The organism is Mucilaginibacter sp. (genome assembly GCF_028288225.1).
In the GTDB taxonomy this organism is placed as follows: domain Bacteria; phylum Bacteroidota; class Bacteroidia; order Sphingobacteriales; family Sphingobacteriaceae; genus Mucilaginibacter.
On sequence record NZ_JAQBOC010000017.1, the window covers coordinates 71,840 to 96,327 of the forward strand.

General features: G+C 38.5%; 27 protein-coding genes. 19 read left to right on the plus strand and 8 right to left on the minus strand.

The genetic code is table 11. The features are described from left to right. Positions 1-48: 48 nt before the first annotated feature. Positions 49-189, plus strand: coding sequence for a hypothetical protein (locus JWQ54_RS04690; RefSeq protein ID WP_299580966.1), 141 nt, complete (start codon positions 49-51; stop codon positions 187-189). Between the two features lie 3 nt (positions 190-192). Here JWQ54_RS04690 and JWQ54_RS04695 read toward each other — a convergent pair whose 3' ends face one another. Both JWQ54_RS04695 and mutS read right to left on the minus strand, forming a co-directional pair. Further along, complete coding sequence (locus JWQ54_RS04695) at positions 193-768, minus strand: C40 family peptidase (RefSeq protein ID WP_299580969.1); 576 nt, start codon at positions 766-768, stop codon at positions 193-195. 270 nt (positions 769-1,038) lie between these two features. Next, a complete protein-coding gene (gene mutS, locus JWQ54_RS04700) occupies positions 1,039-3,648 on the minus strand; it encodes a DNA mismatch repair protein MutS (RefSeq protein WP_299580972.1) in 2,610 nt (869 codons plus the stop codon). Positions 3,649-3,902: 254 nt separating this feature from the next. Between mutS and JWQ54_RS04705 the strand changes: the two genes are divergently transcribed. Together JWQ54_RS04705 and JWQ54_RS04710 are read left to right on the plus strand one after the other, a co-directional pair. After that, positions 3,903-6,476, plus strand: coding sequence for a tetratricopeptide repeat protein (locus tag JWQ54_RS04705; RefSeq protein WP_299580975.1), 2,574 nt, complete (start codon positions 3,903-3,905; stop codon positions 6,474-6,476). A 120-nt stretch (positions 6,477-6,596) separates the two neighbouring features. Then, positions 6,597-6,923 (plus strand): SEC-C metal-binding domain-containing protein, encoded by a 327-nt coding sequence (locus JWQ54_RS04710; protein ID WP_299580978.1) that lies wholly within the window; start codon positions 6,597-6,599, stop codon positions 6,921-6,923. Here JWQ54_RS04710 and JWQ54_RS04715 read toward each other — a convergent pair. Together JWQ54_RS04715 and JWQ54_RS04720 are read right to left on the minus strand one after the other, a co-directional pair. After that, complete coding sequence (locus JWQ54_RS04715) at positions 6,908-7,168, minus strand: 4a-hydroxytetrahydrobiopterin dehydratase (RefSeq protein ID WP_299580981.1); 261 nt, start codon at positions 7,166-7,168, stop codon at positions 6,908-6,910. The genes JWQ54_RS04710 and JWQ54_RS04715 overlap by 16 nt on opposite strands. A gap of 73 nt (positions 7,169-7,241) precedes the next feature. Further along, positions 7,242-7,628, minus strand: coding sequence for a hypothetical protein (locus tag JWQ54_RS04720; protein WP_299580984.1), 387 nt, complete (start codon positions 7,626-7,628; stop codon positions 7,242-7,244). Positions 7,629-8,352: 724 nt separating this feature from the next. Between JWQ54_RS04720 and JWQ54_RS04725 the strand changes: the two genes are divergently transcribed. The 3 genes from JWQ54_RS04725 to JWQ54_RS04735 all read left to right on the plus strand — a co-directional run bounded on the left by JWQ54_RS04725 (position 8,353) and on the right by JWQ54_RS04735 (position 9,900). Further along, complete coding sequence (locus JWQ54_RS04725) at positions 8,353-9,408, plus strand: hypothetical protein (protein ID WP_299580987.1); 1,056 nt, start codon at positions 8,353-8,355, stop codon at positions 9,406-9,408. Then, complete coding sequence (locus tag JWQ54_RS04730; RefSeq protein ID WP_299580990.1) at positions 9,408-9,539, plus strand: hypothetical protein; 132 nt, start codon at positions 9,408-9,410, stop codon at positions 9,537-9,539. The genes JWQ54_RS04725 and JWQ54_RS04730 overlap by 1 nt, the downstream gene beginning before the upstream one ends. A gap of 130 nt (positions 9,540-9,669) precedes the next feature. Beyond that, a complete protein-coding gene (locus JWQ54_RS04735; protein ID WP_299580993.1) occupies positions 9,670-9,900 on the plus strand; it encodes a hypothetical protein in 231 nt (76 codons plus the stop codon). Positions 9,901-9,936: 36 nt separating this feature from the next. On the opposite strand, the gene JWQ54_RS04740 is transcribed toward JWQ54_RS04735, so the two are convergent. The 3 genes from JWQ54_RS04740 to JWQ54_RS04750 are packed head-to-tail and all read right to left on the minus strand — an operon-like array spanning position 9,937 to position 11,824. Further along, positions 9,937-10,341 (minus strand): CoA-binding protein, encoded by a 405-nt coding sequence (locus JWQ54_RS04740; RefSeq protein ID WP_299580996.1) that lies wholly within the window; start codon positions 10,339-10,341, stop codon positions 9,937-9,939. A 10-nt stretch (positions 10,342-10,351) separates the two neighbouring features. Then, positions 10,352-11,602 carry an alpha/beta hydrolase-fold protein gene (locus JWQ54_RS04745; RefSeq protein ID WP_299580999.1) on the minus strand — a complete coding sequence of 417 codons (1,251 nt, stop codon included), beginning with the start codon at positions 11,600-11,602 and terminating at the stop codon, positions 10,352-10,354. Positions 11,603-11,650: 48 nt separating this feature from the next. Continuing rightward, a complete protein-coding gene (locus JWQ54_RS04750) occupies positions 11,651-11,824 on the minus strand; it encodes a hypothetical protein (protein ID WP_299581001.1) in 174 nt (57 codons plus the stop codon). A gap of 261 nt (positions 11,825-12,085) precedes the next feature. Here JWQ54_RS04750 and JWQ54_RS04755 point away from each other — a divergent pair, with 261 nt between their 5' ends. Both JWQ54_RS04755 and JWQ54_RS04760 read left to right on the plus strand, forming a co-directional pair. Continuing rightward, the gene (locus JWQ54_RS04755; protein ID WP_299581004.1) at positions 12,086-12,466 is read left to right on the plus strand and encodes a DUF2809 domain-containing protein; all 381 of its coding nucleotides are present in this window, start codon (positions 12,086-12,088) and stop codon (positions 12,464-12,466) included. Positions 12,467-12,470: 4 nt separating this feature from the next. After that, positions 12,471-13,235: an oxygenase MpaB family protein gene (locus JWQ54_RS04760; RefSeq protein WP_299581007.1), complete on the plus strand. Its 765-nt coding sequence runs from the start codon at positions 12,471-12,473 to the stop codon at positions 13,233-13,235. Positions 13,236-13,352: 117 nt separating this feature from the next. Here the strand turns inward: JWQ54_RS04760 and JWQ54_RS04765 are convergent, their stop codons facing one another. After that, positions 13,353-13,562 (minus strand): hypothetical protein, encoded by a 210-nt coding sequence (locus tag JWQ54_RS04765; protein ID WP_299581010.1) that lies wholly within the window; start codon positions 13,560-13,562, stop codon positions 13,353-13,355. 280 nt (positions 13,563-13,842) lie between these two features. On the opposite strand from JWQ54_RS04765, the gene JWQ54_RS04770 reads away from it, so the two are divergent. The 11 genes from JWQ54_RS04770 (at position 13,843) to JWQ54_RS04820 (ending at position 24,472) form a co-directional block, all read left to right on the plus strand. Next, positions 13,843-14,040 carry a hypothetical protein gene (locus JWQ54_RS04770; protein WP_299581013.1) on the plus strand — a complete coding sequence of 66 codons (198 nt, stop codon included), beginning with the start codon at positions 13,843-13,845 and terminating at the stop codon, positions 14,038-14,040. Positions 14,041-14,185: 145 nt separating this feature from the next. Further along, positions 14,186-14,749, plus strand: coding sequence for a DUF6252 family protein (locus tag JWQ54_RS04775; protein WP_299581015.1), 564 nt, complete (start codon positions 14,186-14,188; stop codon positions 14,747-14,749). A gap of 148 nt (positions 14,750-14,897) precedes the next feature. After that, positions 14,898-15,389: an HAD family hydrolase gene (locus tag JWQ54_RS04780; protein WP_299581017.1), complete on the plus strand. Its 492-nt coding sequence runs from the start codon at positions 14,898-14,900 to the stop codon at positions 15,387-15,389. Between the two features lie 130 nt (positions 15,390-15,519). Next, positions 15,520-17,022: a hypothetical protein gene (locus JWQ54_RS04785; RefSeq protein ID WP_299581019.1), complete on the plus strand. Its 1,503-nt coding sequence runs from the start codon at positions 15,520-15,522 to the stop codon at positions 17,020-17,022. Between the two features lie 9 nt (positions 17,023-17,031). After that, positions 17,032-18,276: a DUF2264 domain-containing protein gene (locus JWQ54_RS04790; RefSeq protein ID WP_299581021.1), complete on the plus strand. Its 1,245-nt coding sequence runs from the start codon at positions 17,032-17,034 to the stop codon at positions 18,274-18,276. Between the two features lie 262 nt (positions 18,277-18,538). Continuing rightward, positions 18,539-19,390, plus strand: a complete 852-nt coding sequence (hisG, locus tag JWQ54_RS04795; protein ID WP_299581023.1) for an ATP phosphoribosyltransferase — start codon at positions 18,539-18,541, stop codon at positions 19,388-19,390. Between the two features lie 80 nt (positions 19,391-19,470). Beyond that, the gene (hisD, locus tag JWQ54_RS04800; RefSeq protein ID WP_299581025.1) at positions 19,471-20,766 is read left to right on the plus strand and encodes a histidinol dehydrogenase; all 1,296 of its coding nucleotides are present in this window, start codon (positions 19,471-19,473) and stop codon (positions 20,764-20,766) included. A 29-nt stretch (positions 20,767-20,795) separates the two neighbouring features. Continuing rightward, positions 20,796-21,896 (plus strand): histidinol-phosphate transaminase, encoded by a 1,101-nt coding sequence (gene hisC / locus JWQ54_RS04805; RefSeq protein ID WP_299581027.1) that lies wholly within the window; start codon positions 20,796-20,798, stop codon positions 21,894-21,896. After that, positions 21,893-23,044 (plus strand): bifunctional histidinol-phosphatase/imidazoleglycerol-phosphate dehydratase HisB, encoded by a 1,152-nt coding sequence (hisB, locus tag JWQ54_RS04810; protein WP_299581030.1) that lies wholly within the window; start codon positions 21,893-21,895, stop codon positions 23,042-23,044. The genes hisC and hisB overlap by 4 nt, the downstream gene beginning before the upstream one ends. 83 nt (positions 23,045-23,127) lie before the next feature. Next, positions 23,128-23,718: an imidazole glycerol phosphate synthase subunit HisH gene (gene hisH / locus JWQ54_RS04815; protein WP_299581033.1), complete on the plus strand. Its 591-nt coding sequence runs from the start codon at positions 23,128-23,130 to the stop codon at positions 23,716-23,718. Between the two features lie 4 nt (positions 23,719-23,722). Continuing rightward, positions 23,723-24,472 (plus strand): 1-(5-phosphoribosyl)-5-[(5-phosphoribosylamino)methylideneamino] imidazole-4-carboxamide isomerase, encoded by a 750-nt coding sequence (locus JWQ54_RS04820; RefSeq protein WP_299581036.1) that lies wholly within the window; start codon positions 23,723-23,725, stop codon positions 24,470-24,472. The last annotated feature ends 16 nt before the right edge of the window (positions 24,473-24,488 follow it).

Here is a 24,488-nt window from a genome sequence, read left to right on the forward strand (position 1 = left end):
AAGGAGATAAAAAAAGGAGTTTCAGCTCAATGATCCCGCTGGCTATATATGGCTTTACCACGGCAATGCTTAACAAAAAATACTATCCAGAAGAACATAACAGCCCGGCAATTTTCAGGCTTTTTTGATGCCATCAAGAAAAGAAGATCAAACAAAAAAGGCCGCAAAGAACTGGCTGCAAATGATTAATATTTATTTACTGCCGCCCTGGTTAGGTTGCAAATAGGCAGTATCAGTTATTATTGAGCCGCACCTTGAGAAATATTTATAGGTATAAGGATCATGTAATTTTGTGATAATCACCCCCTTTGATGAGCTTGCATGTACATAGTAGCCGTTTTGGAGATATACAGCAACATGACTGAATTTTTTGCCATCATAATCGAAAAACAACAGATCTCCCTCAATAAGCTCTTCTTCGTATTTACGTTTAATAATATTTATTTGCTGACTGGTTGAGCGTGGGATATTGATACCATAAACCTGCTGTTCCAATAACTGAGATAGTCCTGAACAATCCACACCATCCTTGTCTTCGCCGCCAAACTTATAAGGCGTTCCCATCCAATTTTCAATAAAGGCATACAAACGGCCGTTTTGAATATCGCTTCTGTTAACGCCCAAAATGGCAGAATATTTATCAGCAATATCAGCCTGCGGTTTTACAACCTCCCCCGGCTGGCCTTTCATTGCAGCGCGCCGACTGTGGCATGAAGACAATATAATTGTAAAAGCCAGTAAACAATACAGGTAATGTATTTTGTTCATGCCCGCAAAGATAAGAGCAATGGCAACCTAACTATTTACGGATGTTTTTAACATATTAACATCTGGAATAGTCCGAAAGTCGGAAAAGTCAGTAAAGTCCGAAAGACGGACCGGGATTAACAGATTTAAACGATTACTGTAGGATATCCATCACCTAATCCTTAAAATCTTTTAATCCCGGTCAAAATCCGAAATCGAACGTCCGAACGGCGAAGCCCCTCTTGAAGGCCTTTAAAAAATCAAACAAAAACTGAAAAATTCCGAAAGCCTCTAGCCCTTTATCACCCTTTGGATCTCATCGAGCTTCATAAGTGCTTCAACCGGGGTAAGCGTATTTACATCAAGGTTATTAAGGGTATCACGGATCTTTACCAGCACAGGGTCATCTATGCTGAACATCTGCATTTGTACTGCCTGTTTTTGCACTTTGCGGATACTTTCTTTTATGTGCTCCCCTCCTGTCCGTTCGTTTTCCAGCTTCTTTAGTATCTCGTTGGCACGGGAAAGTACTTTTTGCGGCATTCCAGCAAGTTTAGCCACATGGATCCCGAAGCTATGCTCGCTGCCGCCAGGAACCAGCTTACGTAAAAATATGATTTGGTGCCCAACCTCTTTTACCGATACATTAAAGTTTTTAATGCGGTTAAAAGTGTTGCTCAGCTCGTTCAACTCATGGTAATGGGTAGCAAACAATGTTTTAGCCCTTGCAAGCGGCTGATTATGTAAAAACTCGGCGATTGACCAGGCAATGGAGATCCCGTCGTAGGTTGAAGTACCACGGCCTATCTCATCTAATAATATCAGGCTTCTGTCCGAAAGATTATTGAGGATGCTTGCAGTTTCGTTCATCTCCACCATAAAGGTTGATTCGCCCGATGAAAGATTATCTGATGCGCCAACCCTGGTAAAAATCTTATCCACCAAACCTATTGAGGCAGCCTTAGCCGGCACAAAACAGCCCATCTGCGCCATTAGCACTATCAACCCAGTTTGCCTTAACAGGGCCGATTTACCTGCCATGTTCGGCCCGGTAATAATTATGATCTGTTGTGTTTCTGAATCAAGAAAAACATCATTGGTGATATACTCTTCACCCAAAGGAAGGTTTTTCTCTATCACCGGATGGCGGCCACCTTTAATATCAATAACCCGGCTGTCGTTTATCTCGGGCTTTACATAGTAATTTTTTATAGATATAGTAGCAAAGTTCAGCAGCACATCCAAACGGGCTACCAGCTGTGCATTTAACTGGATAGGTTTAATATATTCAGCAAGTGAATACAGCAAATCGTTATATAATCGCGTTTCAAGTGCCAGGATCTTTTCTTCGGCACCCAAGATCTGCTCTTCATATTCTTTTAGTTCAGGGGTGATGTAACGCTCTGCATTTACCAATGTTTGCTTACGGATCCACTCGGCAGGTACTTTATCCCGGTGACTATGGGTAACCTCCAGGTAATAACCAAATACATTGTTAAACGATACTTTAAGCGACGGAATTCCCGTTAGCTCAGCCTCGCGTTTTTGGATCTCCAGTAAATAGCCTTTACCGCCGAATGCTATTTTACGCAAGTGGTCAAGCTCTTCGTTAATACCATCATTCATTACGCTGCCTTTAACAAGCATTACAGGCGGCTCGGCACTTAACTCTTTTTCTATCTTTTCGCAGATAAGCGTACATGGATTCAACTGTGCAGCTATGGCCTGTAATGGCAGGCTTACAGATGTTTCTCCAATTTTCTTTATCGTATTAATGGCAATAAGAGCCTTTTTTAACTGGCAAACCTCGCGCGGGTTAGCCTTTTGCAGGCCTATTTTTGATATTAACCTTTCCAGGTCACCTATCAGGCGGATGTTTTGTTTAAGGTTTTCCCGCAGTTCTTCCTGCTCAATCAGGTATTCCACAACGCCCAGGCGGTCATTAATTGGCTTAAGCTCTTTTAACGGCATTACTATCCAGCGCCGTAACAGACGTGCCCCCATTGGCGAGCAAGTATGATCGAGCACATCAACAAGCGTCAATGCATTTTCATTGGCCGAGCCCACCAGTTCAAGGTTGCGCACACTGTAACGATCAAGCCACAGGTAGCGGTCTTCTTCTATTCTGCTGATAGCCGAAATATGCTGCAGGTTACGATGTTCGGTTTCGTTAAGATAGTGCAGCGCTACGCCTGCGGCAACTATTCCCAAGTTCAGTTTATCAACCCCAAAACCCTTTAATGACTTTACGCCAAAATGTTTCAGCAATACCTCGTTTGCATAATCGCCGCTGTAAGGCCATTCATCAAGCGTGTAAGTATAAAAGCGGTCGCCATAATTATCTTTAAAATCCTTCTGGCGGCTTTTGGGGTATATGATCTCTGATGGAGAAAAACTTTGCAGCAGTTTATCAATATACTCGCTGCTGCCTTGTGCTGTTAAAAACTCGCCGGTTGAAATATCAATTAGGGCTATACCAATGCTATTCTTTTCAAAATACAGTGATGCCAGGTAATTATTACTTTTTTGATGCAGGATGTTATCATTAATAGCCACACCGGGTGTAACTAATTCGGTAACTCCGCGCTTTACAATAGTTTTAGTGGTCTTTGGGTCTTCCAGCTGATCGCAAATGGCCACCCGCTGACCAGCGCGCACCAATTTTGGCAGATAAGTATCCAGCGAATGATGAGGAAAGCCTGCCAACTCGATATGCGTGGCAGCTCCATTTGCACGCCTTGTAAGCACAATGCCTAAAATTCCTGCTGCCTTAATCGCATCTTCACCAAATGTTTCATAAAAATCGCCAACACGAAAAAGCAGCAAGGCACCAGGGTACTTGATCTTTATCTGGTTGTACTGCTGCATTAGCGGCGTTTCCTTCGTAGCGTCTTTTGCCAAATGGTTTACTCCTTTTATAATTTGGCAAAGTTAACTGACTGCTTTGCTTTTAAGCCTTTTGTGGAAAAAAGTTTGTTTGTGGAATAATGCAAAATGTAGTACAGCTTGCATTCGCCTTCTTAGCATAACTTTTACCTATATTTACTTTTAGTGTAAATTGATTAATGATAATAGATTTGGTAATAAATTAGGCAGAGTTGACCAATTTGTTTATAGACACACTAAATTTTTAGTCATTTAAAAAACAGTATTTCATGTCTGAAAGAATTGATGTAAAAATCTTTATAGCCTCATCTAGTGAATTGAATTCCGAAAGAACAAAAAGTTCGAATGTTATTGTAGAGATTAATAAAACCTTTCCACATTTACATTTAGAACCAATACTTTTTGAATTAGATACAGCGTCTGGTAGTAACCCCGGATACAACAGAATTCAAGATAAAATAAATCCGTTGATTGATAAATGTGATGTCATCGTAGTATTATTTTATTCAAGGATTGGAGAATTTACAAAAGAAGAATTTGATAGAGCAAAAAAACAAGACAAGAAAATTTTCCTTTATTTAAAAGAAGGGTATCAGCCAAAAAATGTTGAAGAGTCAAATAAACACAATAAAGTACTGTTACTCAAGGAAGATGTTGAAAAAGAAAGTAGAATAAGATACCAGGCATTTAAAGAAGCTGAGTATCATGGACTTTTTTATATAGATCTAAATAAATATTTAACTGAAACGTATCCTTCTCTTCAAAGTGTCAACATTGAAGAGATTTCAATTTCGTTTAAAGATTCCGAAAACAAATTAAAACAATACCCTTTACCAAAGCCTTATTTTATCGGGAGAGAAAAGGAAATTGAAGAATTCCAAAAAGCGATTATTGCAGGGAATAATTTTATTGCGATTGACGGTCCTGGAGGAATCGGCAAAACACAATTTGTAAGTAAATGTATCGAGAAGCATATTCCTAAGGATAAGATAATATTGTATAAATGTAATACAGCCTCACAATTAGATACTCTTATAAGTGAAGCCGGTTATCCTGAACTACTAAAAGGCAGTAGTAAAACTGATAAAGAGAAGTTTAGTGCATTTAAAGACAAAATCCAAGAAGGTAGTCTTTATCTTTTTCTTGATAATTTCCAAGAAACCAATAACAATCCAGCATTTAAAGAATTTGTGAGTTTTTCTCAAGAGTATTTACAAAAAGGTAGCATAATAGTAATTGATCGCGATAATATTCAAAGTTTAAGTCTTACTCCTAAACGAATTCATATTCTAGGTTTAAAAGAAAGAAAATTAGATTATGCCAAAGCTCTAATTCAACATAGTTATAAAGATATTTTATTGATTGATGATGTTGAACTCGAAAGGCTATGTGATGAACTTAAAGGTTATCCTTTAGCGATTGATTTTGCAATTCTTTTACTAAGTGATGGTGTTAGTTCGTCTGACATTATTAAAAAGATGGTTGAAGATGATAGTGCTGAACTTATAAGTGAACGATTGCTTAATGAAATTTTCAGTCGCCCCGATGCTACAGATGATGAAAAGAATTTCATTAAACAATTTTCTGTTTTTACAGAAAGTGTTTCATTCGAAACCGTTAAGGGAATAATTTCGGATAAATTATTTCAAACTGCACCCAAATTATTGCAAAAGAAAAATCTCCTTTCTTATGTAAATGGATTTTATGAAATACATCCGTTGGTTAGAGAATTTTGTTACAAAGCTTTAGTAGAAAAAGAAGTTGTTCACGCAAAAGCAGCTGAATATTATACAAGCCAACGAAAAACAGAATTAAGTCCAGTTTTGGAAGAGCAAATCTTTTATCATTTAGCACAAAGTAAACAATGGGGCCGAATTGAAGTCGAAATTGAAGAAAAAGGCAGACATTTAATTTGGTTTGGTCAATTAGGCCTAGTAATAACCTTATTGGACAAACTTAAAGACATTGATTTCAACAGACCAATATTTAATATTTTTTATGGTGATATAGCAGAAATACAGGGGAGATGGGACGATGCTTTGATATATTTTGACAATGCCCAATGGAATAATCAGGATAAAAAAGTACAGACAGAAGGAATAATAAAATATGGTGAAATGATGTATAGGAAAGGAAATATCAAAGAAGCTCTTCCCTATTACGAAAAAGCCTTTCAATTATCTAGGGAAAATCAATTTCTAAAAGAAGAAGCGAGAGCTTTAAATGACATAGGACTAGTCTATCTCTGGTTAGGAGAGATGGAAAGTTCACTTAAGAATTTTAATGAGGCCTACCAAATCAGACTAAAAATCAATGATAAAGAAGGAATTGCTTCTTCCTTGCTAAATATTGCTTCAATATATGCGAAACAAGGTAAATTGAATGATGCTTTAATAACTCATCGAGAAAGTTTAAAAAAATATGAGGAAATCAGTGACAAATCTGGAATTGCAAATTCATTAAGTCACATAGGAAGCATTTTTAAACACAAGGAAGAATTAAACGAGGCTTTATTATGCTATAAAAAAAGTCTTTCAGTTGCACGAATTATTGGTAATAAGGCTATTATTTCAGGTACTTTAAATCTCATCGGAAATATTTATAGTAAAAAAAACAGATTGACCGAGGCGTTAAAAATGCATAATGATAGTTTAAATATTTCACAAATCTTGGGATATAAATCGGCTATGGCAAGTGCAGCGGGAAGTATGGGTACCATTTTACAAACTATGAATAATTTGACGGAAGCCGAAAAAATGAGTAAGAAAGGGTTAGAGTTATTTTTGGAAATAGGAGATAAAAAGGAAACCGCTACGTCACTTAATAATATAGGAAATATTTGAATTAGTCTTGGGAGGTTAGATGAGGCTTTAGAAAAAATCAACCAAAGTTTAACTATTTATGAAGAGATTGGAAGTGAATTAGAATGTGCCATTCCGTATCATAATTTAGGGGCTATTTATATGAAAAAGCCTAAAGAGAATTATCCACTTGCACTAGGATACTTATTTAAATCGTATTCTTTGAAAAGTCAAATAGGCGACAGCCATGACTTAGCTATGACATTAGTACACATATTAAATATCAGGGATAAAGTCTTAGGCTTAGCAGAGTTTAAAGGAGTTGCAAGTTTAGTTTATTCCCAATTGCCTCCAAAAACTCAAAATCAAATTCCATTTAAAGAATTCCTTAAGGAACCAACTTATAGAGTCGAACCAAAAACGGGAAGAAATGCCTCTTGCGTTTGTGGGAGTGGCAAAAAATTTAAAAACTGTCATGGTATGGAATGAATGTTTATTAACGTTTCAAATACACCATCAATCTCATCTGCCAGTAACCTGTCTTTGTCCGTAACAGTGTCACCAGCATCATGGGTTGACAGCCAGATCTCTACCTTGTTATAGGTATTTGTCCAGGTTGGATGATGGTTGTTTTTCTCGGCAAGCAAGGCTACCCTTGTCATAAATGAAAATGCAGCCGAAAAATCTTTAAACTTAAAAGCTTTATAAAGCTTATTATTGGTTTCGTTCCACATGGTGTTTTAATTAGTTTTATAATAAACAACCATTAAACACTAAAGTTTGAATAGTCATGCACTCCCCCTTTAATTATGGCTGCACAGGCGTAGCCGGGCGAACGGACATGATACTATCAACAACAAACACACTAACACCCCGCCATGGTAGTGTATGCAGGTATTCTTTATAATGCAGTTCAAGATAAGCCCCTGCACTTTTATTTAGCTGGTCAGCAACATGTTGATTGGTTACCGAAAACATAAATTCGTTAGATTGTATATTACCTTGTGTTTGTGTGCGGATGCCCGATTGGATGAGCCTGCCTTCATAGGTCTTAAACAAGTACCCTTTGTGCACAAAATAGTTCATGGCGCCAGCCTTGGTTCCATCACCAAAAACAAAATAGTAGCGATAATAAAATATCCCTGCCAATATTAAAAGAACTATTAAACCTATTATTAATCCTATACGCTTCATGAATGTAATGTTTTGCTTAAAATTAATAACAATAAAGGGAAATTGTAAGGGTAGCTGGATATTTATATATATAGCCGGTTAATTAAGCTTAGACATTCAGATCCTGTTGTATTTAATGTTGACAGGACAATGGTTTTCAAAGCAGGTCTTTCCCCAAAAGCTATCGATTATTATGGCTATTATTCATCCTGTTTCGAAGATAAGCTACTGGTGCACAAGTGATCCTAAAATTCCACTTTTTCCATCAATGGTAAAACAGCTTCTCATATAAACCAATGAGTTTTTCATATTTATTTTAGTTGAATGAAGATTTAAGCGGCGCCAAATCATAAGCATTTATGATTGTGGCTTGTTTTATAGTCAAATACTTTTATGCCAACCATTTAATCTATAAAACATGAAAAAACTAGTTTACTTATGTATTTGTCATTGAACAAAGCAGTCCGGTTCGGTCCCGCTGGTTAACAGTTAAATCCCATTCACTACTGCGTATAAAACATCTGGCCATCAACATATTATTGTTAATCGTCAATGAGTAAAAATACTTAACACCCCTGGTAATAATACGCAAATAAATTCGGGTGTTATTACTTGGAATATCAGGTAATTACCCTTCTCATTCACAATGTTATCTTATTCAATTTTGGGGTGCATGACAGCATCTATTTATTAAGCTAGCGCTATACAAAATCATAACAAACAAAATTAACCAACACTTAAACATATGAAAAAAATCAACAATTTATTTTTGCTACTGGCAGTCGTTGCAATATTTGCCTCATCATGCGGCAAAAACGGCGCTGTAGGTCCCCAGGGTTCAGCGGGTAGCACCGGCGCCACCGGCCCTCAAGGTGCGGTAGGTCCTGCCGGGCCATCTGGTTCCAATGGTAAGAATGGGAGTATTATTTATAGTGGGACTACTGCTCCGCTGGCCTCAACCGGTGTAAACGGCGATTTTTACCTGAACAAAAGCAATGGCTTGCTATACGGCCCAAAAACAACAACCGGCTGGGGAACCGGTTTTTCACTTATGGGAGCAACAGGAGCAGCCGGAACCCCTGGAAATAAGATCCTGAACGGGATTGGTATCCCAGCAATCTCATCGGGTAACATTGGCGATTATTATCTTGATAAAAGCAATTATTTATTGTACGGTCCCAAAACCACAACAGGATGGGGTGCAGCGGTATCGTTCAAAGGGGCTACTGGTGCTACGGGAGCTACAGGATCTGTTGGCGCTACGGGAGCTGTTGGCGCTACTGGAGCTACTGGTGCTGTTGGCGCTACTGGAGCTACTGGTGCTACTGGATCTGTTGGTGCTACGGGAGCTACTGGTGCCACGGGAGCAGATGGAAATGCCAATGTTATGTATACAGATTGGATTACCCCCGCCACCTATCTAAATGATATTGTTTTTGGGTCAACCCACTTTTATCACGATATAGCTGTACCAGCTGTCACACAAGCCATCCTTGACAAAGGGACTGTAATTACTTTTGCAAAACTAAATGGTTATAATCCTGCCATCTGGCCCACTGACCAGGTAGCCCAATTACCTATAGCTATTACCTATATACAAGGAACAGCTAATACAGATACATGGTCTGCTTTAGTATCTCCGGGCAATGTCAGAATCCAGTTGATAAGCAGTTTAAACCTTTATAGCTCTATTTCTAATGCACACCAGTTTCGTTTTGTGATTATCCCGGCCAATGTTAATATACCGGCTATAGGCTATGCAGGATTAAAGCGCTATTTAAGAATAACCGATAAGCCTTAATGCAAACCTATGATTTACAATACCAGTATATTATAATTCCGGGCGGAGTTAACGTGGCAGCAATAAAAAACAATCATTTAAATCTTAATGATTATGATGCAGTTAAAAAATACTTCAGGATCCAGGATTAAAACTCAATGATCACTTAATCCATAATCGAGGGTGCAGCTATAGGCTGCATCCTTTTTATATTAATTTACTTTAAATACAAATGTTTGAACAAATTTTCCCACCGGGTGTTAGCTTTATAAATACCAGGATATGAAAACGAACAAGATCCTATTAGCTTTCTTGTTGATATCAGCATTATTGATGGCTTGCGGAAATAATAATGCAGCAAAAAGCAATTCAACAGATTCAGCGAGGAAAGGCACAAAAGCGGATACAGCTATTACCCCGGGAAATCAAAAAAAAATTAAAAATGATTCGGTCTCCGGAGACCCAAGTGCTAAAGGCTCTGCTGACCCAAATGCTAATCTGCCGAAAAAATAATTAAAAATGCAGATGGACGTGTGGTTTACATCGTATTTATAGGGACTTTGCGACGGAAGCAATATCTATTCCTTCAATAAACATTAGCCCATGTAAACTGGCAAGAGCAGCAGTATTTGCAGACGTTACAGTTGGCTGCAACCAACCTGCTTTTGCTTTTAATGGCAAAACATGGCGGGATATAATTTCTGAATGCTCCTCCTCCGGTCGAAAGATGTTTACAATATCAATTTCTCCTTGTAACTCATCGAGGTTTTTGAAAACAAACTTTTCTTTACCCTCATAGTTAGTTTCAAATGATGCCATTGAATAACTGTCCGGAGCATAGCTGACTATTGTAAAACCTGCTTTTAATAGTGACAACGGAACATCGGCGCCGGGCCAGTCAACCAAAAGTATGGTGCGTGCATTTTTAAGGATCTGTGTATAATTCTCAGTCATCCGTTTTTAATTATTTAGATGCTAGTATCTTACTTAGTTTTTCCCTGGTTTTGGGATCATCCTTTAGCTTTAAAGCCTTATTATAAAGCTCAACAGCTTTTTCTTTATCCTTTTTTACCGTATAATAATCACCCATGGCAACATACACCCCGGCATTACCCGGATAGTATTTGGTATTAAGCGTAAATAAAGCAAGTGCCCTGTCATTTAAATTCACCTCCAGATAATCGTGTCCCATGGCATCAAGAATGGTTTCGGGAGGTAATAACTTATAACCCATATGTTTGGATACATCTGCATAATGCACCTCAATAACCGCCGCTACGTCCAATTTAGCGGAGGCATCATACAATGCTGCATCAGTTTCCTTAGGTAATTTATAGTAGCTGAACAAAAACCGGAAGGCATCATATTCAGCTATTAATGGCGATGAATTATGGTTATCATCGTTATAATATTTATAGCTAAAGGTTAAGCCATTATTGGGGTTATGTTTAAATTCGTCAGCAAGATTTAGGATGGAGCGGATATGATTGGTTTTTGCAGAAGTATCGCGGTGTGCATGTGCAGTATCTTCACTTGCAGGCATAGTATTGGCAATTCCCATAAACACATATTTGCCGGCAAAGCTTTTTTGACTTAAAACATCGTGAGCTTGTTTTAATAATTTATTATTATCCCACCACATACTGGGGTCAATAATAGTATAGGCATTGAAAAGATTGGTATGATTTATTAAAATATTAACCGCAGTAAGTCCGCCGAATGAATGCCCTATGAGCATCCGGAAAGGCGCTGCCGGATATTTTGATTCGATATAAGGCACTAACTCCCTTTCAATAAATGCTGTAAATTTTTGGCCGCCACCAGATGTTTTGAACGAATTGGTTGGCTTATTTTCATAGTCCAGGTGACTGTTTGTTGGGGTTAGATCATGTGTTCTGTCAGTATTATTTATACCAACCACTATCATATCCGGGCAAATCATGTTGCCATTAGCTTCGCTCAGATACTGGATAATTCCTGATACAGAAGCAAAATGCTCGGAGCCGTCCAATACATAAACTACCGGATAGCGTAAACCAGCGTTGTTTGGATTATTGGCTCCGGCAGGCAAATGCACCCATATCGTTCTTTTTTCATTCAGTATTTTTGATTGGATACTGTCTGTATGGCCCAAAACAATGGCATTGCCAGTAATATCCTGGGCATTAGCTACACTATTTATTAAACAAAATAAAAAAAGGAAAAACCGTTTCATGTACATGAGTTAAAAACACTAATCTACATAATTACACAGGTAGTTCTATTATTCAGATTTTTTATAATTATCGGGAGGTGTTGAAACTATTTCGCCAAACTCATTAACATAAGCCATCATATCATCAAGATTTCCGCTGGTAGGGTTTTGCTGACGATCAAGCTTACGTTGCTCTTTATCTTCTTTCTTCTTCTGCCTGTTTTTTTCGAGTTGCTTCTTCATGAAGGTCGCCTGTGATTTCGCCATAATATTTAAAAATTTAGAATAGAAATTGCCCGATGCTTCACCATATAGTAATGGTCAGTAGCCGAAAGTGTATATCAAAACGGGCTGGGATTTCTGCAAAGATAGCAAAAAAGACATCATTTTTCCGGAAAAAATGGTTTGATAGATCTGTCGCTGCAATTAAAATCACCCCTTCGCTATTGTAAATCTAAATAAAATTCATTTACTTTGTAATTCAAAGTACTTTATAAAACATCAATGTTTGGCTTTAATAAATCTTATTTCATATTTACCTTATTCCTCCTTATCATTGAATTTATAATAGGCGCCGACATACATGATGCTGTTATCCGTCCATACGGGGGCGATTTGCTGGTGGTTATCCTGATATATTGTTTAATAAAAAGTTTTATAAATGCCCCGGCTTTTAAAACAGCTTGTCGCGTTTTGTTATTTTCTTATATAATTGAAGTTTCACAATACTTCCATTTAGTGAAACTATTGGGTTTGCAACATTCCAAAATCGCAAAGATTTTATTAGGCACATCTTTTTATTTTACAGACCTGTTGGCGTACACACTCGGCATAGTATTGGTGATAATTGTTGAAAATGTGAAACATAGCATGAAAAACTTTTAATTAAATGGAAAGCTTGTTTGTTAATAAAAATTCGATAGTAAGAGCGATATGGGGTAAGGCCGATACCGTATTATTCATATTTGCAGGCGCTGCTGCTGAATTTGCTCTGAATAAGGCAGTTGATTGGCTGTATTATACCGGCCGGCTACCCAAAGATCCGCTCGGACGATTATTTTCAACGGTTGAGTATTCACACCAGATCATTTTTTCTGAAAAGGAGGCCGCACTGCAAGCGATAGATAAGATCACGGCCATACATAAGGGGGTTGAAAAAAAACGTGGTGCAGAAATACCCGATTGGGCTTATCTCGATGTATTATTTTTGCTCATAGATTATTCCATCCGCTCCTTTGAACTATTAGAGCGCAAACTTACCGAGACAGAAAAGGTTGAAATATTCCATGTTTTCAACAGGGTTGGTAAACGAATGCAGCTGGCAGGATTACCTTCATCCTACCAGGAATATTGTGCAACGCGCAAAGAACACTTGCGGCAAAATCTTATCAGCAGCGAATTTACGATTGATCTTTACCGGCAGTATAAACATCATTTAGGAACAACAAGATATATTATTTTAAAACAAGTGCAATTGATATTGGTACCGCACTATGTAAAAAAGCTGCTCCCGGTTGGAAATATGGCGTGGATAAAACCATTTCTGCAATTGTATAAAATGCTGCGCCTATTTAAAATAGAAGGTTTTTTTAAAAATGCTTTATTGCCCGATACCTATAAAGAACAAATAAGAGGGCTGGAGGCTAAAAGGTGAGCGCAAAAATGAGTATAAAAAATAATACCTGGCATAAGTAACTATGTACAAAACACGGATAAACTTAAGCCAGGTATGATTGTGTCATTAACCTCTATAAGGCAATGAATTAATAGACTACCAGCCAGAACCTTTTTTAGCGTTACCGTTTTTTATGTGTTCTTCGGCAGTGGCTTTGCCCATAATAGCGGCCATTTTGTTGCCGGCACTGTCTTTTCCTGTCGCTATGTACCTTCCTGATTTAATGTCAATAACCGGATCAATCATTGGTACATTTTTAGTCTTTGTTTTTACTGAATACGCAGTAATGCCATTTGTTGTTGCCATGATAAGTTTTGTTTTTTTTTTAGATTAAACCCTTGTTAGGGCATTTTGTTTTTAAATAGGTTTTATAAGCGATATTAAGTATATCAGGATGCCAAGTTATATAATTATGCTTAACAAACAAATTTAACTTAGGTTGAGTTGATCAATAGTTATTAACAATATATAAACCCATTATTAAAGATGGTTATATTTAATCAGCTAAATTTGTATAACAAATGCCAGAAAGTATCCTGAATTTCTTAATATTGAACAGATTTTTTAGAAAACCTTAGTCGAGATTATGAAAAATAGAGATTCAAGCATCCTGTATTTAGTATTGGGTGTGTATGCATTAATGGTAAACTGGTACTATAATCACAACCTTATATTACTGCTAATCAGCTACATATTCTGGCCGTTGTACTTAATTTATGAATTACTTACAGGTAACCTGTCACATGGTATGTGGAAAGAGATCCCACTATCCTATTTCAAGTAAAAAACCTGCTCGTTTACAGGTAAAAATAAAACCCGGGAATGTTAATAAACATAGCTTAAAATGCGCCAATTGTTAAAAAATGTAAAAAACGAAATACTTTATATTAAATTTAGCTAAAAATCGTTCCTTTGCTAAATAATCATATATGAAGAAAATTTCACTTATTGCTATTTTGTTATCGGGCATTTTATTTTTGGAAAACTGTAAAAAAGACACAGTTGTAGCTACTTCCGTTTCAACCTCCTTAATGATCGCTAATATAAAAGACAGTACCTGGTATTCCGATACTGTTAGTTCATCGTTAACGTTTAACTCAGCAGCCAAAACCAAAACTTTCATCTGCGAAGGGACAGCCTTCAACAAAAAAGTTACCATATCACTTACCAAAAGCACACCTGTCAATTCAAGCGGGTTCCCTTTGGGCACTTATACTGTTGATGCCACACCCAACCTAAAGCTCGCATTTTTAACGCCTCAAAAAAATTCTCAGGGCAATGTTGTATATACCCCAAATGGAATAGTTGCACCCGGCTCGGGCACGGTGATAGTTACGGCTGTTGACTCTGTAAAGAACCAGATAACCGGAACATTTAACTTTACAACACTTGTAAATAATTATGATAATAACGGCAACGTTATCTCAGTTACAGTGGCAGTTGTTTCGGGCGGCGGATTTAACAGTGTACCTTATACCTTTACCAGTAACTAATAATTAGCGATAAAACCTTTTACTCAAATTAAAATATATAAGGGCATGATAGTTTTGACTATTATGCCTTTTTTGTTTTCATAGACCTTTATGGCATCTCAAAAAGCACTTGTTTTAAGAATTATTACATTTGCAAAAATTTAATTGAATGCCTCAAAAAAATAAAGCTGTTTTTTTAGATCGTGACGGTGTGCTGAACCGCGAAATGGGCGACTATGTGCGCCGGCTTGAAGATTTCCATATTCTTGATAATTTCGATGCCTTAAAAACGCTGCAGGATAAGGGTTATTTATTACTGGTGGCTACCAATCAGGGCGGCCTGGCAAAAGGATGGTATAACGAAGATGAACTGGCTAAAATGCATAACAGCTTAAAAGAAACTTATCATAAGCATGGTGTTGAGCTAACCGACTTCTTTTACTGCCCGCATCATCCTGATTTTACAGGCGATTGTGATTGCCGTAAACCAAAACCGGGATTATTGTTACAAGGTATAGAAAAATATGATCTTGACCCGGCAAAATCATACTTCATTGGCGACAGGGAACGTGACGTAATTGCAGGAACCGCCGCAGGTGTAAAAGGCATTTTAATTAATAGCGACCAGCCTATTAGCGAAATACTTGATTTGATCGATTGAGGTTGTAGTGAGTTGGGGTTGTTGTAAGGGTTTAAAATCAATCATACAATAAAGTTTAAAATATTTACAACTTTGCTACATTTAACCTTTACAACACTTATAACCCTTACAACATTTACAACTTTACTCCATGTCCCCCAAACGCTATTTAAATAACCTTGATTCATTAATAGCTGCCATTATTGGTTTTTATGTTATTTACCTGTTTACGGCATATAGCGGTGTAGGTATCTCGCCCGATTCCATAATGTATGCCAGTACGGCAACCAATATACAGGCGCATGGATCACTACTAACGTTCAACAAAGGCCCGCTGGTATTTTTCCCGTTGTTTTATCCTTGTTTCCTGGCTGTAATCCAGTTTATATCGCGGGTTGATCCTATTGAAGGCGGAGCAATGATCAATGCTTCTTTATTCGCTGCGGTAATTTTTACCAGCGGCTGGATAATGGAAAAATTTATTTCGCATTCCCGAATTTATAAATGGCTCATACTTATTGCAATTATTTTAAGTCCTGGATTATTAGAGATCTACACGTATTTGTGGTCTGAAACCTTATTTATTTTTGAGATCCTGCTTTTCATTATTGCTTACTGGAAATACCTGCAAACACATGGCACTAAAGCTTTAATATGGGTTGCGGTTATTACCGCGGTTAGCTGCATTACCCGTTATGCTGGCGTAACCGTTGTAGGTGCGGGCGGGTTGATGTTATTGCTGGATAATAAACTGACCCTTAAAAAGAAGATAAGCCATATTTTAATATTTGGTTCTGTTTCCGTTTCACTTCTTGTTGGCAATTTGATTTTAAACAGGATAAATTCGGGCTTAAGTACCGGTACGCGGTATCCTTCAGTCACTCCTTTTATTGATAATTTATACTATTTTGGTACCGTAATTTGCGACTGGGCCAGCTTAAGCAAAACAGCATATCCCTTTGCATCTGTTATTACGTCGGTAGTTTTGTTGGCTTTAGTTGGTATTTTGCTTTGGAAGGCTTTTAAAGGGCGCATAAATAGTTATGAAAATATTGTAATTGCATTTGCTGTAGTTTACGGACTTTTTATAGTGATCTCGGCAAGTATTTCCCGCTATGAGCGCATCAATAGCCGCCTGCTCTCGCCGATGTTTATTCCATTGCTTATATCGTGTACCAGTTGGGTTCCTGACGTTTTAATACTGATAAAATCAAAAGCTAAATATGTGTTGGCTGGGGTTGCCATTATTTTAATGCTGGCCTTTGAATATTCAACCGTTTTAACTGATTACCAGCGATATGATGACGAATGTGACTACGGAGTGCCGGGCTATAGTGATGACGACTGGAATAAATCGGAATTTATAGTGTACTTAAGACATCATAAAAACATCTTTAAGGCCGGCATCCCGATATATACAGACGCCGATGAAGCTGTTTACTTATTTACCAGAATGTCATCTACCATAATCCCGCATAAGGATTCTAAAGCTGATGTTCAAAAATTTTATGCGCAAAAGCGGTTCTACCTTATCTGGTTTACTAACTTGTACAATACCGAACTGATTAGCCTGCCTGATATTATGAAGAATAAGAAACTGGTAAAAATTGGCGCGGCTAAAGAAGGTGATATTTATTATTGTGACGACAAGTAAACCAAACCCATGAAGAGAAGAAAGTTTTTGCAGAATGCCGGAGTACTTGGTGTAGCACCGCTGCTAACCTCCCCACTTTCTGTAAATTCTGAATCAATGGGCCTGCCGGCAATTAATACCCGGAAATTATGGTTTAAGTATCTAGAAAACCTGGCAGATCCGGTATTAACCGCACTGGCAGCAGATGGGCTTAAACAAAAAATGCCCGTTGAAGCAAAAGACCCGTCAATGGTTAATGACAGGGCAAAATACACTCACCTTGAAGCCTTTGGGCGCTTGCTGGCCGGTATTGCCCCCTGGCTGCAAGCGGAAGAATTAAACGCAACTGAAACACAGCTACAAAGCAAATATTTCGGGCTTGCCTTAAAAGGGATAGAAAATGCAACAAACCCCGATGCAAAGGATTACATGAATTGGGGCGATGAAGGCGGCCAGCCGCTAGTTGATGCTTCATTTTTTGCTTATGCCCTTATCCGCTGCCCCAAATTATGGAAGAGTTTAGATAGCAGGGTAAAGAAAAACGTAATTACGTGTCTGCTAAAAACCCATAAAATCAAACCACCTGAAAGTAATTGGTTATTATTTTCAGCTATGATTGAAGTGTTTTTTATTACTATAAATGAACCCTTTGATTTAACAAAGATAGATTACGCTATAAAACAGCATCAGGAATGGTATAAGGGCGATGGTATGTATGGCGATGGCGCCGAATTTCATTGGGACTATTATAACAGCTATGTGATCCATCCCTATTTGTATGATATTTTAAAGATAGTATCTATTAAAAATACTGCATTTGAACCCATAAGGCAACTGGTGTTAAAACGTAATTTGCGGTATACCATAATCCTGGAACGCCTAATTGCTGCCGATGGCAGTTATCCGCCAATTGGCCGGTCAATAACTTATCGTACCGGTGCTTTTCATCATTTGGCAAACATGGCCTATCAGCAGCAATTGCCAGAACAGCTTAACCCGGCCCAGGTAAGGTGTGCACTAACTGCTGTAATTAAAAAGGCAACTGATGCTAAAAATTTGTTTGATGATAATGGCTGGCTGCAGATTGGCTTGCATGGCCATCAGCCGTCTTTAGCTGAAAGATATATCTCAACAGGCAGTTTATACTTATGCTCCGCCATATTATTGCCTTTAGGATTACCCGAATCAAATCCCTTCTGGAGTGCTCCGGATGAAGACTGGACAGCAAAAAAAATGTGGGACGGGGTTAATTTGCCGGCTGATCACAGTTTATGATTCTAAGGCTGATAAGCCGGAATTAAATTCTGCATGGATAACTAATCAATAAGCAAATCGAAATTTAATTTTGATTTAACAAATCGTTCCCTATATTTGCACCGCTCATCTATAGTCTTACTATACAAAAAATGAACGGTTATACATTATATCATTTGCATCTGCACCATCACCACCATGTGGTGATTAGATAAATGTATGTTTCTACGCGAAATAACAACCCTCCGTTTATGTTTTTATTATAGTTCCTTAAAATCATTCAGTGAAAACACTTAAAATAGCGATCCAAAAATCGGGTCGGCTCAACGAAAAATCCGTTGAATTATTAAAAAATTGCGGCCTTAGTTTCGAAAATTATAAAAGCTCGCTTATCTCTCCTGTTTCAAACTTTCCGCTCGAAATCCTTTTTCTTCGCGATGACGATATTCCAGAATATGTACAGGACGGCATAGCCGATCTGGGCATAGTTGGCGAAAATGTGATCCAGGAAACCGAAGTTAAGGTAAGCTACCTTCAACGTCTTGGCTTTGGCAAATGTTCGCTTAAAATTGCCGTCCCAAACACTGACGACATTCAAAGCCTTGCGGAACTAAACGGTAAATCCATAGCTACCACCTACCCTGTTATATTGGGTAAATTTTTAAAGGAAAAGGGAATAACATCAGATATCCGCACCATATCCGGCTCGGTTGAGATCTCGCCGGGTTTAGGATTAAGTGATGCCATTTGCGACCTGGTATCCACCGGCGGCACACTTAAAAGTAACGGGCTAAAACCATTTGCAGATGTGATGTCGTCAGAAGCTATGCTTATAGGAAGAGCAGGAAGTGAAAACGAAGACCTGGTGCAGGAATTAATTCAACGTATTCAGTCAGTATTAAGAGCAAAGGAAACCAAATACGTGGTTTTGAACGTTCATAAAGATAGTTTACCAGCTATTATTGCTTTATTACCAGGTGTTAAAAGCCCTTCGGTGATTTCATTGGCCGAAGAAAACTGGGTGGCTGTGCATACTGTTATTCCTGAACGTGATTTTTGGGACAGGATAAGTCAACTAAAACAAGCCGGCGCACAAGGGATTGTGGTAATGCCGATTGAGAAGATTATTTTATAGTTGGCAGTTAGCAGTACGCAGTTGGCAGTATTAGCCAGCGGCAGAAACTACAAACTGTCCACCACAAACTGGAAACTGAAATGAAGCAATATAATTACTCAGATCTGACTAAGGGGCAAATCCAAAAGCTGGTTCAACGCAATGTTGATCCGGCTAATGAGATCCGGGCGATAGTTGAAGATGTTATTGCCCATGTTCAGCAAAATGGTGATAGTGCTTTGTTTGATTATGCTTTAAAGTTTGATAAAGTTGAACTTGATAAACTGGATCTGGACAAAGACGAATTAATAGAAATTGCTTCGGCTGTTACAACTGAACAGAAAGCCGCGCTTGAAGTTGCATATAATAACATTTATAAATTTCACCAAACACAGCTTAAAACAGAAGATAGGGTTGAAACCATGCCGGGTGTAACCTGCTGGCGCGAATTAAGACCTATTGAAAAAGTTGGCCTGTATATTCCTGGCGGATCGGCAGTTTTGCCGAGCACTTTTTTAATGCTGGGAATTCCTGCTCAAATAGCTGGATGCAATGAAATTGTGGTTTGCTCGCCTCCGCAAAAAAATGGAAAAGTAAATGCATTTATAGCCTATGTTGCATTATTGCTGGGAATTGATAAGATCTATCTTGCGGGTGGTTCGCAGGCGATAGCGGCAATGGCTTACGGAACGCAAACTATTACTAAGGTTGATAAGATTTTCGGGCCGGGAAACCAGTTTGTTACCAAGGCTAAAACCATCATCCAGTCAACAACTACAACAGCAATTGATATGCCTGCGGGCCCTTCTGAAGTGTTAGTAATTGCAGACGAAACTGCTAACCCTCTTTATGTAGCCGCCGACTTGCTTGCACAGGCGGAACATGGAATGGATAGCCAGTCGATACTGGTTTGTACATCAAACAAAATTGCAGAAGATGTTTTGGCCGAGCTCGACAAGCAATTGTGTGTACTGCCGCGCGCCGAAATAGCAAAAGTAGCATTGGAAAACTCCTATATCGTGGTAACAAATAACCTGGATGAGGCAATGGATTTTAGTAACGTTTACGCACCCGAACACCTGATATTAGCTACCACAAACTGGCAACAGCAAACAAAAAACATAATTAATGCAGGCTCCGTTTTCCTTGGCAACTTAACACCTGAAAGCGCTGGTGACTATGCATCCGGAACAAATCATACTTTGCCAACGAGTTCTTATGCAAGAGCTTATTCGGGCGTTTCTGTTGATTCATTTGTGAAGAAGATCACTTTTCAGCACATAACACCCGAAGGAATCCAGAATATAGGCCCCTCTGTTGAGATACTGGCTGAACTGGAAGGATTGCATGCGCATAAGAATGCGGTAGCGGTGAGAAGAGGCCCCCAAACCCCCTAAAGGGGAGTTACATTATAAAGAATATTAAAATGAGTGAAGATATAAATAAACAATACTATAGCGGCGCTGACGGTAATTCCCCCTTTAGGGGGTTAGGGGGCCTGCTTAGAGAAAACATAAAAAACCTCACCCCCTACTCCTCTGCCCGGGATGAGTACCAGGGAGAGGCGAGCGTATTTTTAGATGCCAATGAGAATGCTTTTGGCTCACCATTGGAACAACAGTATAACCGCTACCCCGATCCACTGCAATTCGAGGTTAAAAAGCGGTTAAGCGGGATTAAAGGCGTCCCACCCCGTAATATATTTTTGGGCAACGGAAGCGATGAGGCTATTGATATTCTTTTTCGCAGCTTTTGTAACCCCGGAGTGGATAATGTGATACTGGTGCCACCTACTTATGGCATGTACCAGGTGTCGGCCAATATAAATGATATTGCCGTAAAGAATGTACCACTTACCGGGGAATTTCAACTTAATTTGGATGGAATTGCAGAAGCTATAGATAACCATACCAAGCTGATATTTATTTGTTCACCCAATAACCCAACAGGCAATTCGATCAATCGTTCAGATGTTGAAACTTTGCTGGCCAATTTTAGCGGTATTGTGGTTGTTGATGAGGCGTATATTAATTTTAGTCGTCAAAAAACTTTTATCCAGGAGCTAACTGAATATGCTAACCTCGTAGTTTTGCAAACACTCTCAAAAGCTTGGGGCCTTGCTGGCTTACGCGTAGGAATGGCTTTTGCAAGCGAAGAAATTATTGAGGTGATGAATAAAGTAAAGCCGCCTTATAATGTTAACGAAGCTTCGCAACAACTGGCTTTGCAGGCATTGAATAATATCGACCAGGTGAACAACTGGATAAAGGAAACATTAGTGCAAAGAGACAAACTGGTTTTAGGCTTAAAGGATTTTGATTTTGTGATAGATATCTATCCTTCTGATGCTAATTTTATCCTTGTTAAAACCACTAATGCAAACGGGATCTATGATTATTTAGTTCAACAGGGCATTATCGTAAGGAATAGGTCAAAAGTTGAATTGTGCGAAGGTTGCCTTCGTATTACAGTTGGCACACCTGATGAAAACAATATATTACTCCAAACTTTACAAAATTTTAAATGAACAAGCTGCAAAAAATACTATTTATTGACCGCGACGGTACGATCATAAAAGAAACACCAGATGAACAGATAGACTCATTTGCCAAACTGGAATTTTATCCGGGAGCTTTGCAATATTTGCCTAAAATTGCAAAAGAGCTGGATTATGAACTTGTAATGGTTACCAATCAGGATGGTTTGGGTACTGCTTCATATCCTGAGGATACTTTTTGGCCGGTTCAAAATTTTGTACTAAAAACCTTGGAGAACGAGGGTGTTGTATTTTCAGACATCTGTGTTGACCGTACCTTTCCTGCAGAAAACGCCCCTACCCGTAAACCGGGAGTCGGGATGCTGCTCCAATACTTTGATGCTGAAAAATATGACCTGAAAGGTTCATTTACCATTGGCGACCGTAAAAATGATGTGCTGCTCGGCTACAATTTAGGCACAAAAGCCATCTGGCTTAATGATAATTCAAATTTGGGAAGTCATGAATTTAGTGGTAAGGCTGAAGAAGATGCGGTAAAAAGCACTGTTGCTCTTGAAACAACCGACTGGCAAAAGATCTATGAGTTTTTAAAACTGGGCGAACGTGTTATTGAACATCGCCGCAGCACCAAAGAAACCGATATCTATATAAAAATAAACATTGATGGTACGGGTGAGTCAAAAGTATCTACAGGTGTTCATTTTTTTGATCACATGCTCGACCAGATTGCGCGACATGGGAGTATTGATTTAGAGGTTGTTGCTAATGGCGATCTGCACATTGATGAGCACCATACCATCGAAGATACGGGCATTGCCCTTGGCGAAGTTTTTGCTTTAGCCTTAGGAAATAAAAAAGGAATTGAACGTTATGGCTTTTGCCTGCCGATGGATGATTGCCTGGCACAGGCAGCCATTGATTTTGGCGGCCGGAACTGGATTGTTTGGGATGCTGAATTTAAGAGGGAGAAGATTGGAGAAATGCCTACTGAAATGTTCTTTCACTTCTTCAAGTCATTTTCTGATGCAGCAAAATGCAACTTAAATATAAAAGCCGAAGGCGAAAACGAGCATCATAAAATTGAAGCAATATTTAAAGCTTTTGCAAAAGCCATAAAAATGGCTGTGAAAAGGGATGTGAATAATATGGTTTTACCGTCGACTAAAGGCCTTCTATAGTAGCAGACGGTAGTAGCAGTAGCAGTTGAACTTATTAACTGAATATTTACTGCTACTACTTACTGCTACTGCTACTTAAAACTATGATAGGAATAATTACATATGGCGCCGGGAACATTTTCTCATTAACTGCCGCTTTGGAGCGACTGGGTATTCCTTATGGAATGATAAATAAAGAGCAAGATTTTGAACAGTTCGATCGTTATATTATTCCCGGTGTAGGGCATGCGGGCACAGCTATGAATAAGTTAGAGCAAACGGGGCTTGTTCCTAAAATAAAGTCGCTTACCAAACCTATTCTGGGCATTTGTGTGGGGATGCAGTTGCTTACATCTTATTCAGAAGAAGGCGATTCACAACTCCTTGATTTATTCCCAATTAAGACTCTTAAATTTGCGAATAATGAGGATCGTAAAGTGCCGCATACTGGCTGGAACCAGGTCTTCCCTGAAAAGGAAAATGCACTTTTTGAAAATATTCCTAACGGTTCGCATTTTTACTTTGTACATTCATACTTTATTGAGTATAATATTGAATATACTTTATCATCCACAACTTACGGCAACAAGTTTTCGGCATCAATTATGCGGGATAATTTCTATGGAGTACAGTTCCATCCCGAAAAATCTGGTGCATATGGTGAAACCTTACTAAAAAACTTCTCAAAAATTTAAAACCATGTACATTATTCCTGCAATTGATATTTTGAACAAAAAGGTGGTGCGGTTACGTGAAGGCGACTACCAACAGGTTACAGAATATGATGTTTCCTTAGAGGAAATGATAGAAAAATATCAATCGAACGGCACTAACTTCATTCACATTATTGATCTAAACGGCGCAAAAAACGATTTCTCTAACCAGGAATATCTTTTTAATGTGATCCATAAAACAGACATGAAAGTTCAATATGGCGGCGGGATCCGCAGTATTGAAAAAGTTAAAGAGCTAATAGATTCGGGTGTTCATCGTGTTATTGTAGGCACACAGGCCCTTACCAATCCGTCATTTTTACCTGAACTTAGCAGGGAAGTTTGCGGCCGGGATAAGTGCTCAGACCAGGTGGTTATTGCCATTGATGTGCTGGATGAGGTAATTAAATACTCTGGCTGGATGGAAAGTTCACCTATTAAACTAAAGGATTATGTTGATAAATGCCTTCAGCTGGGTTTCTTTAGATTTTTATGTACCGATATTAATAAAGATGGCAAACTTGGCGGTGCAGGTATTGATCTGTATAGAAAACTACTGGATCATTCTCCCTTTATAAAATTAATCGCATCAGGCGGAGTTAGCTCAATGGCTGATGTTGAGCAATTAAGCCATATAAAAGTTGAATCGTGCGTAGTGGGTAAAGCCATTTATGAAGGACATATTACTGTTGAAGAAGTGAAGGAATGGAACCTTTCTTCTTTAATATCAATTTAAGAGGCCCCTTACCCCC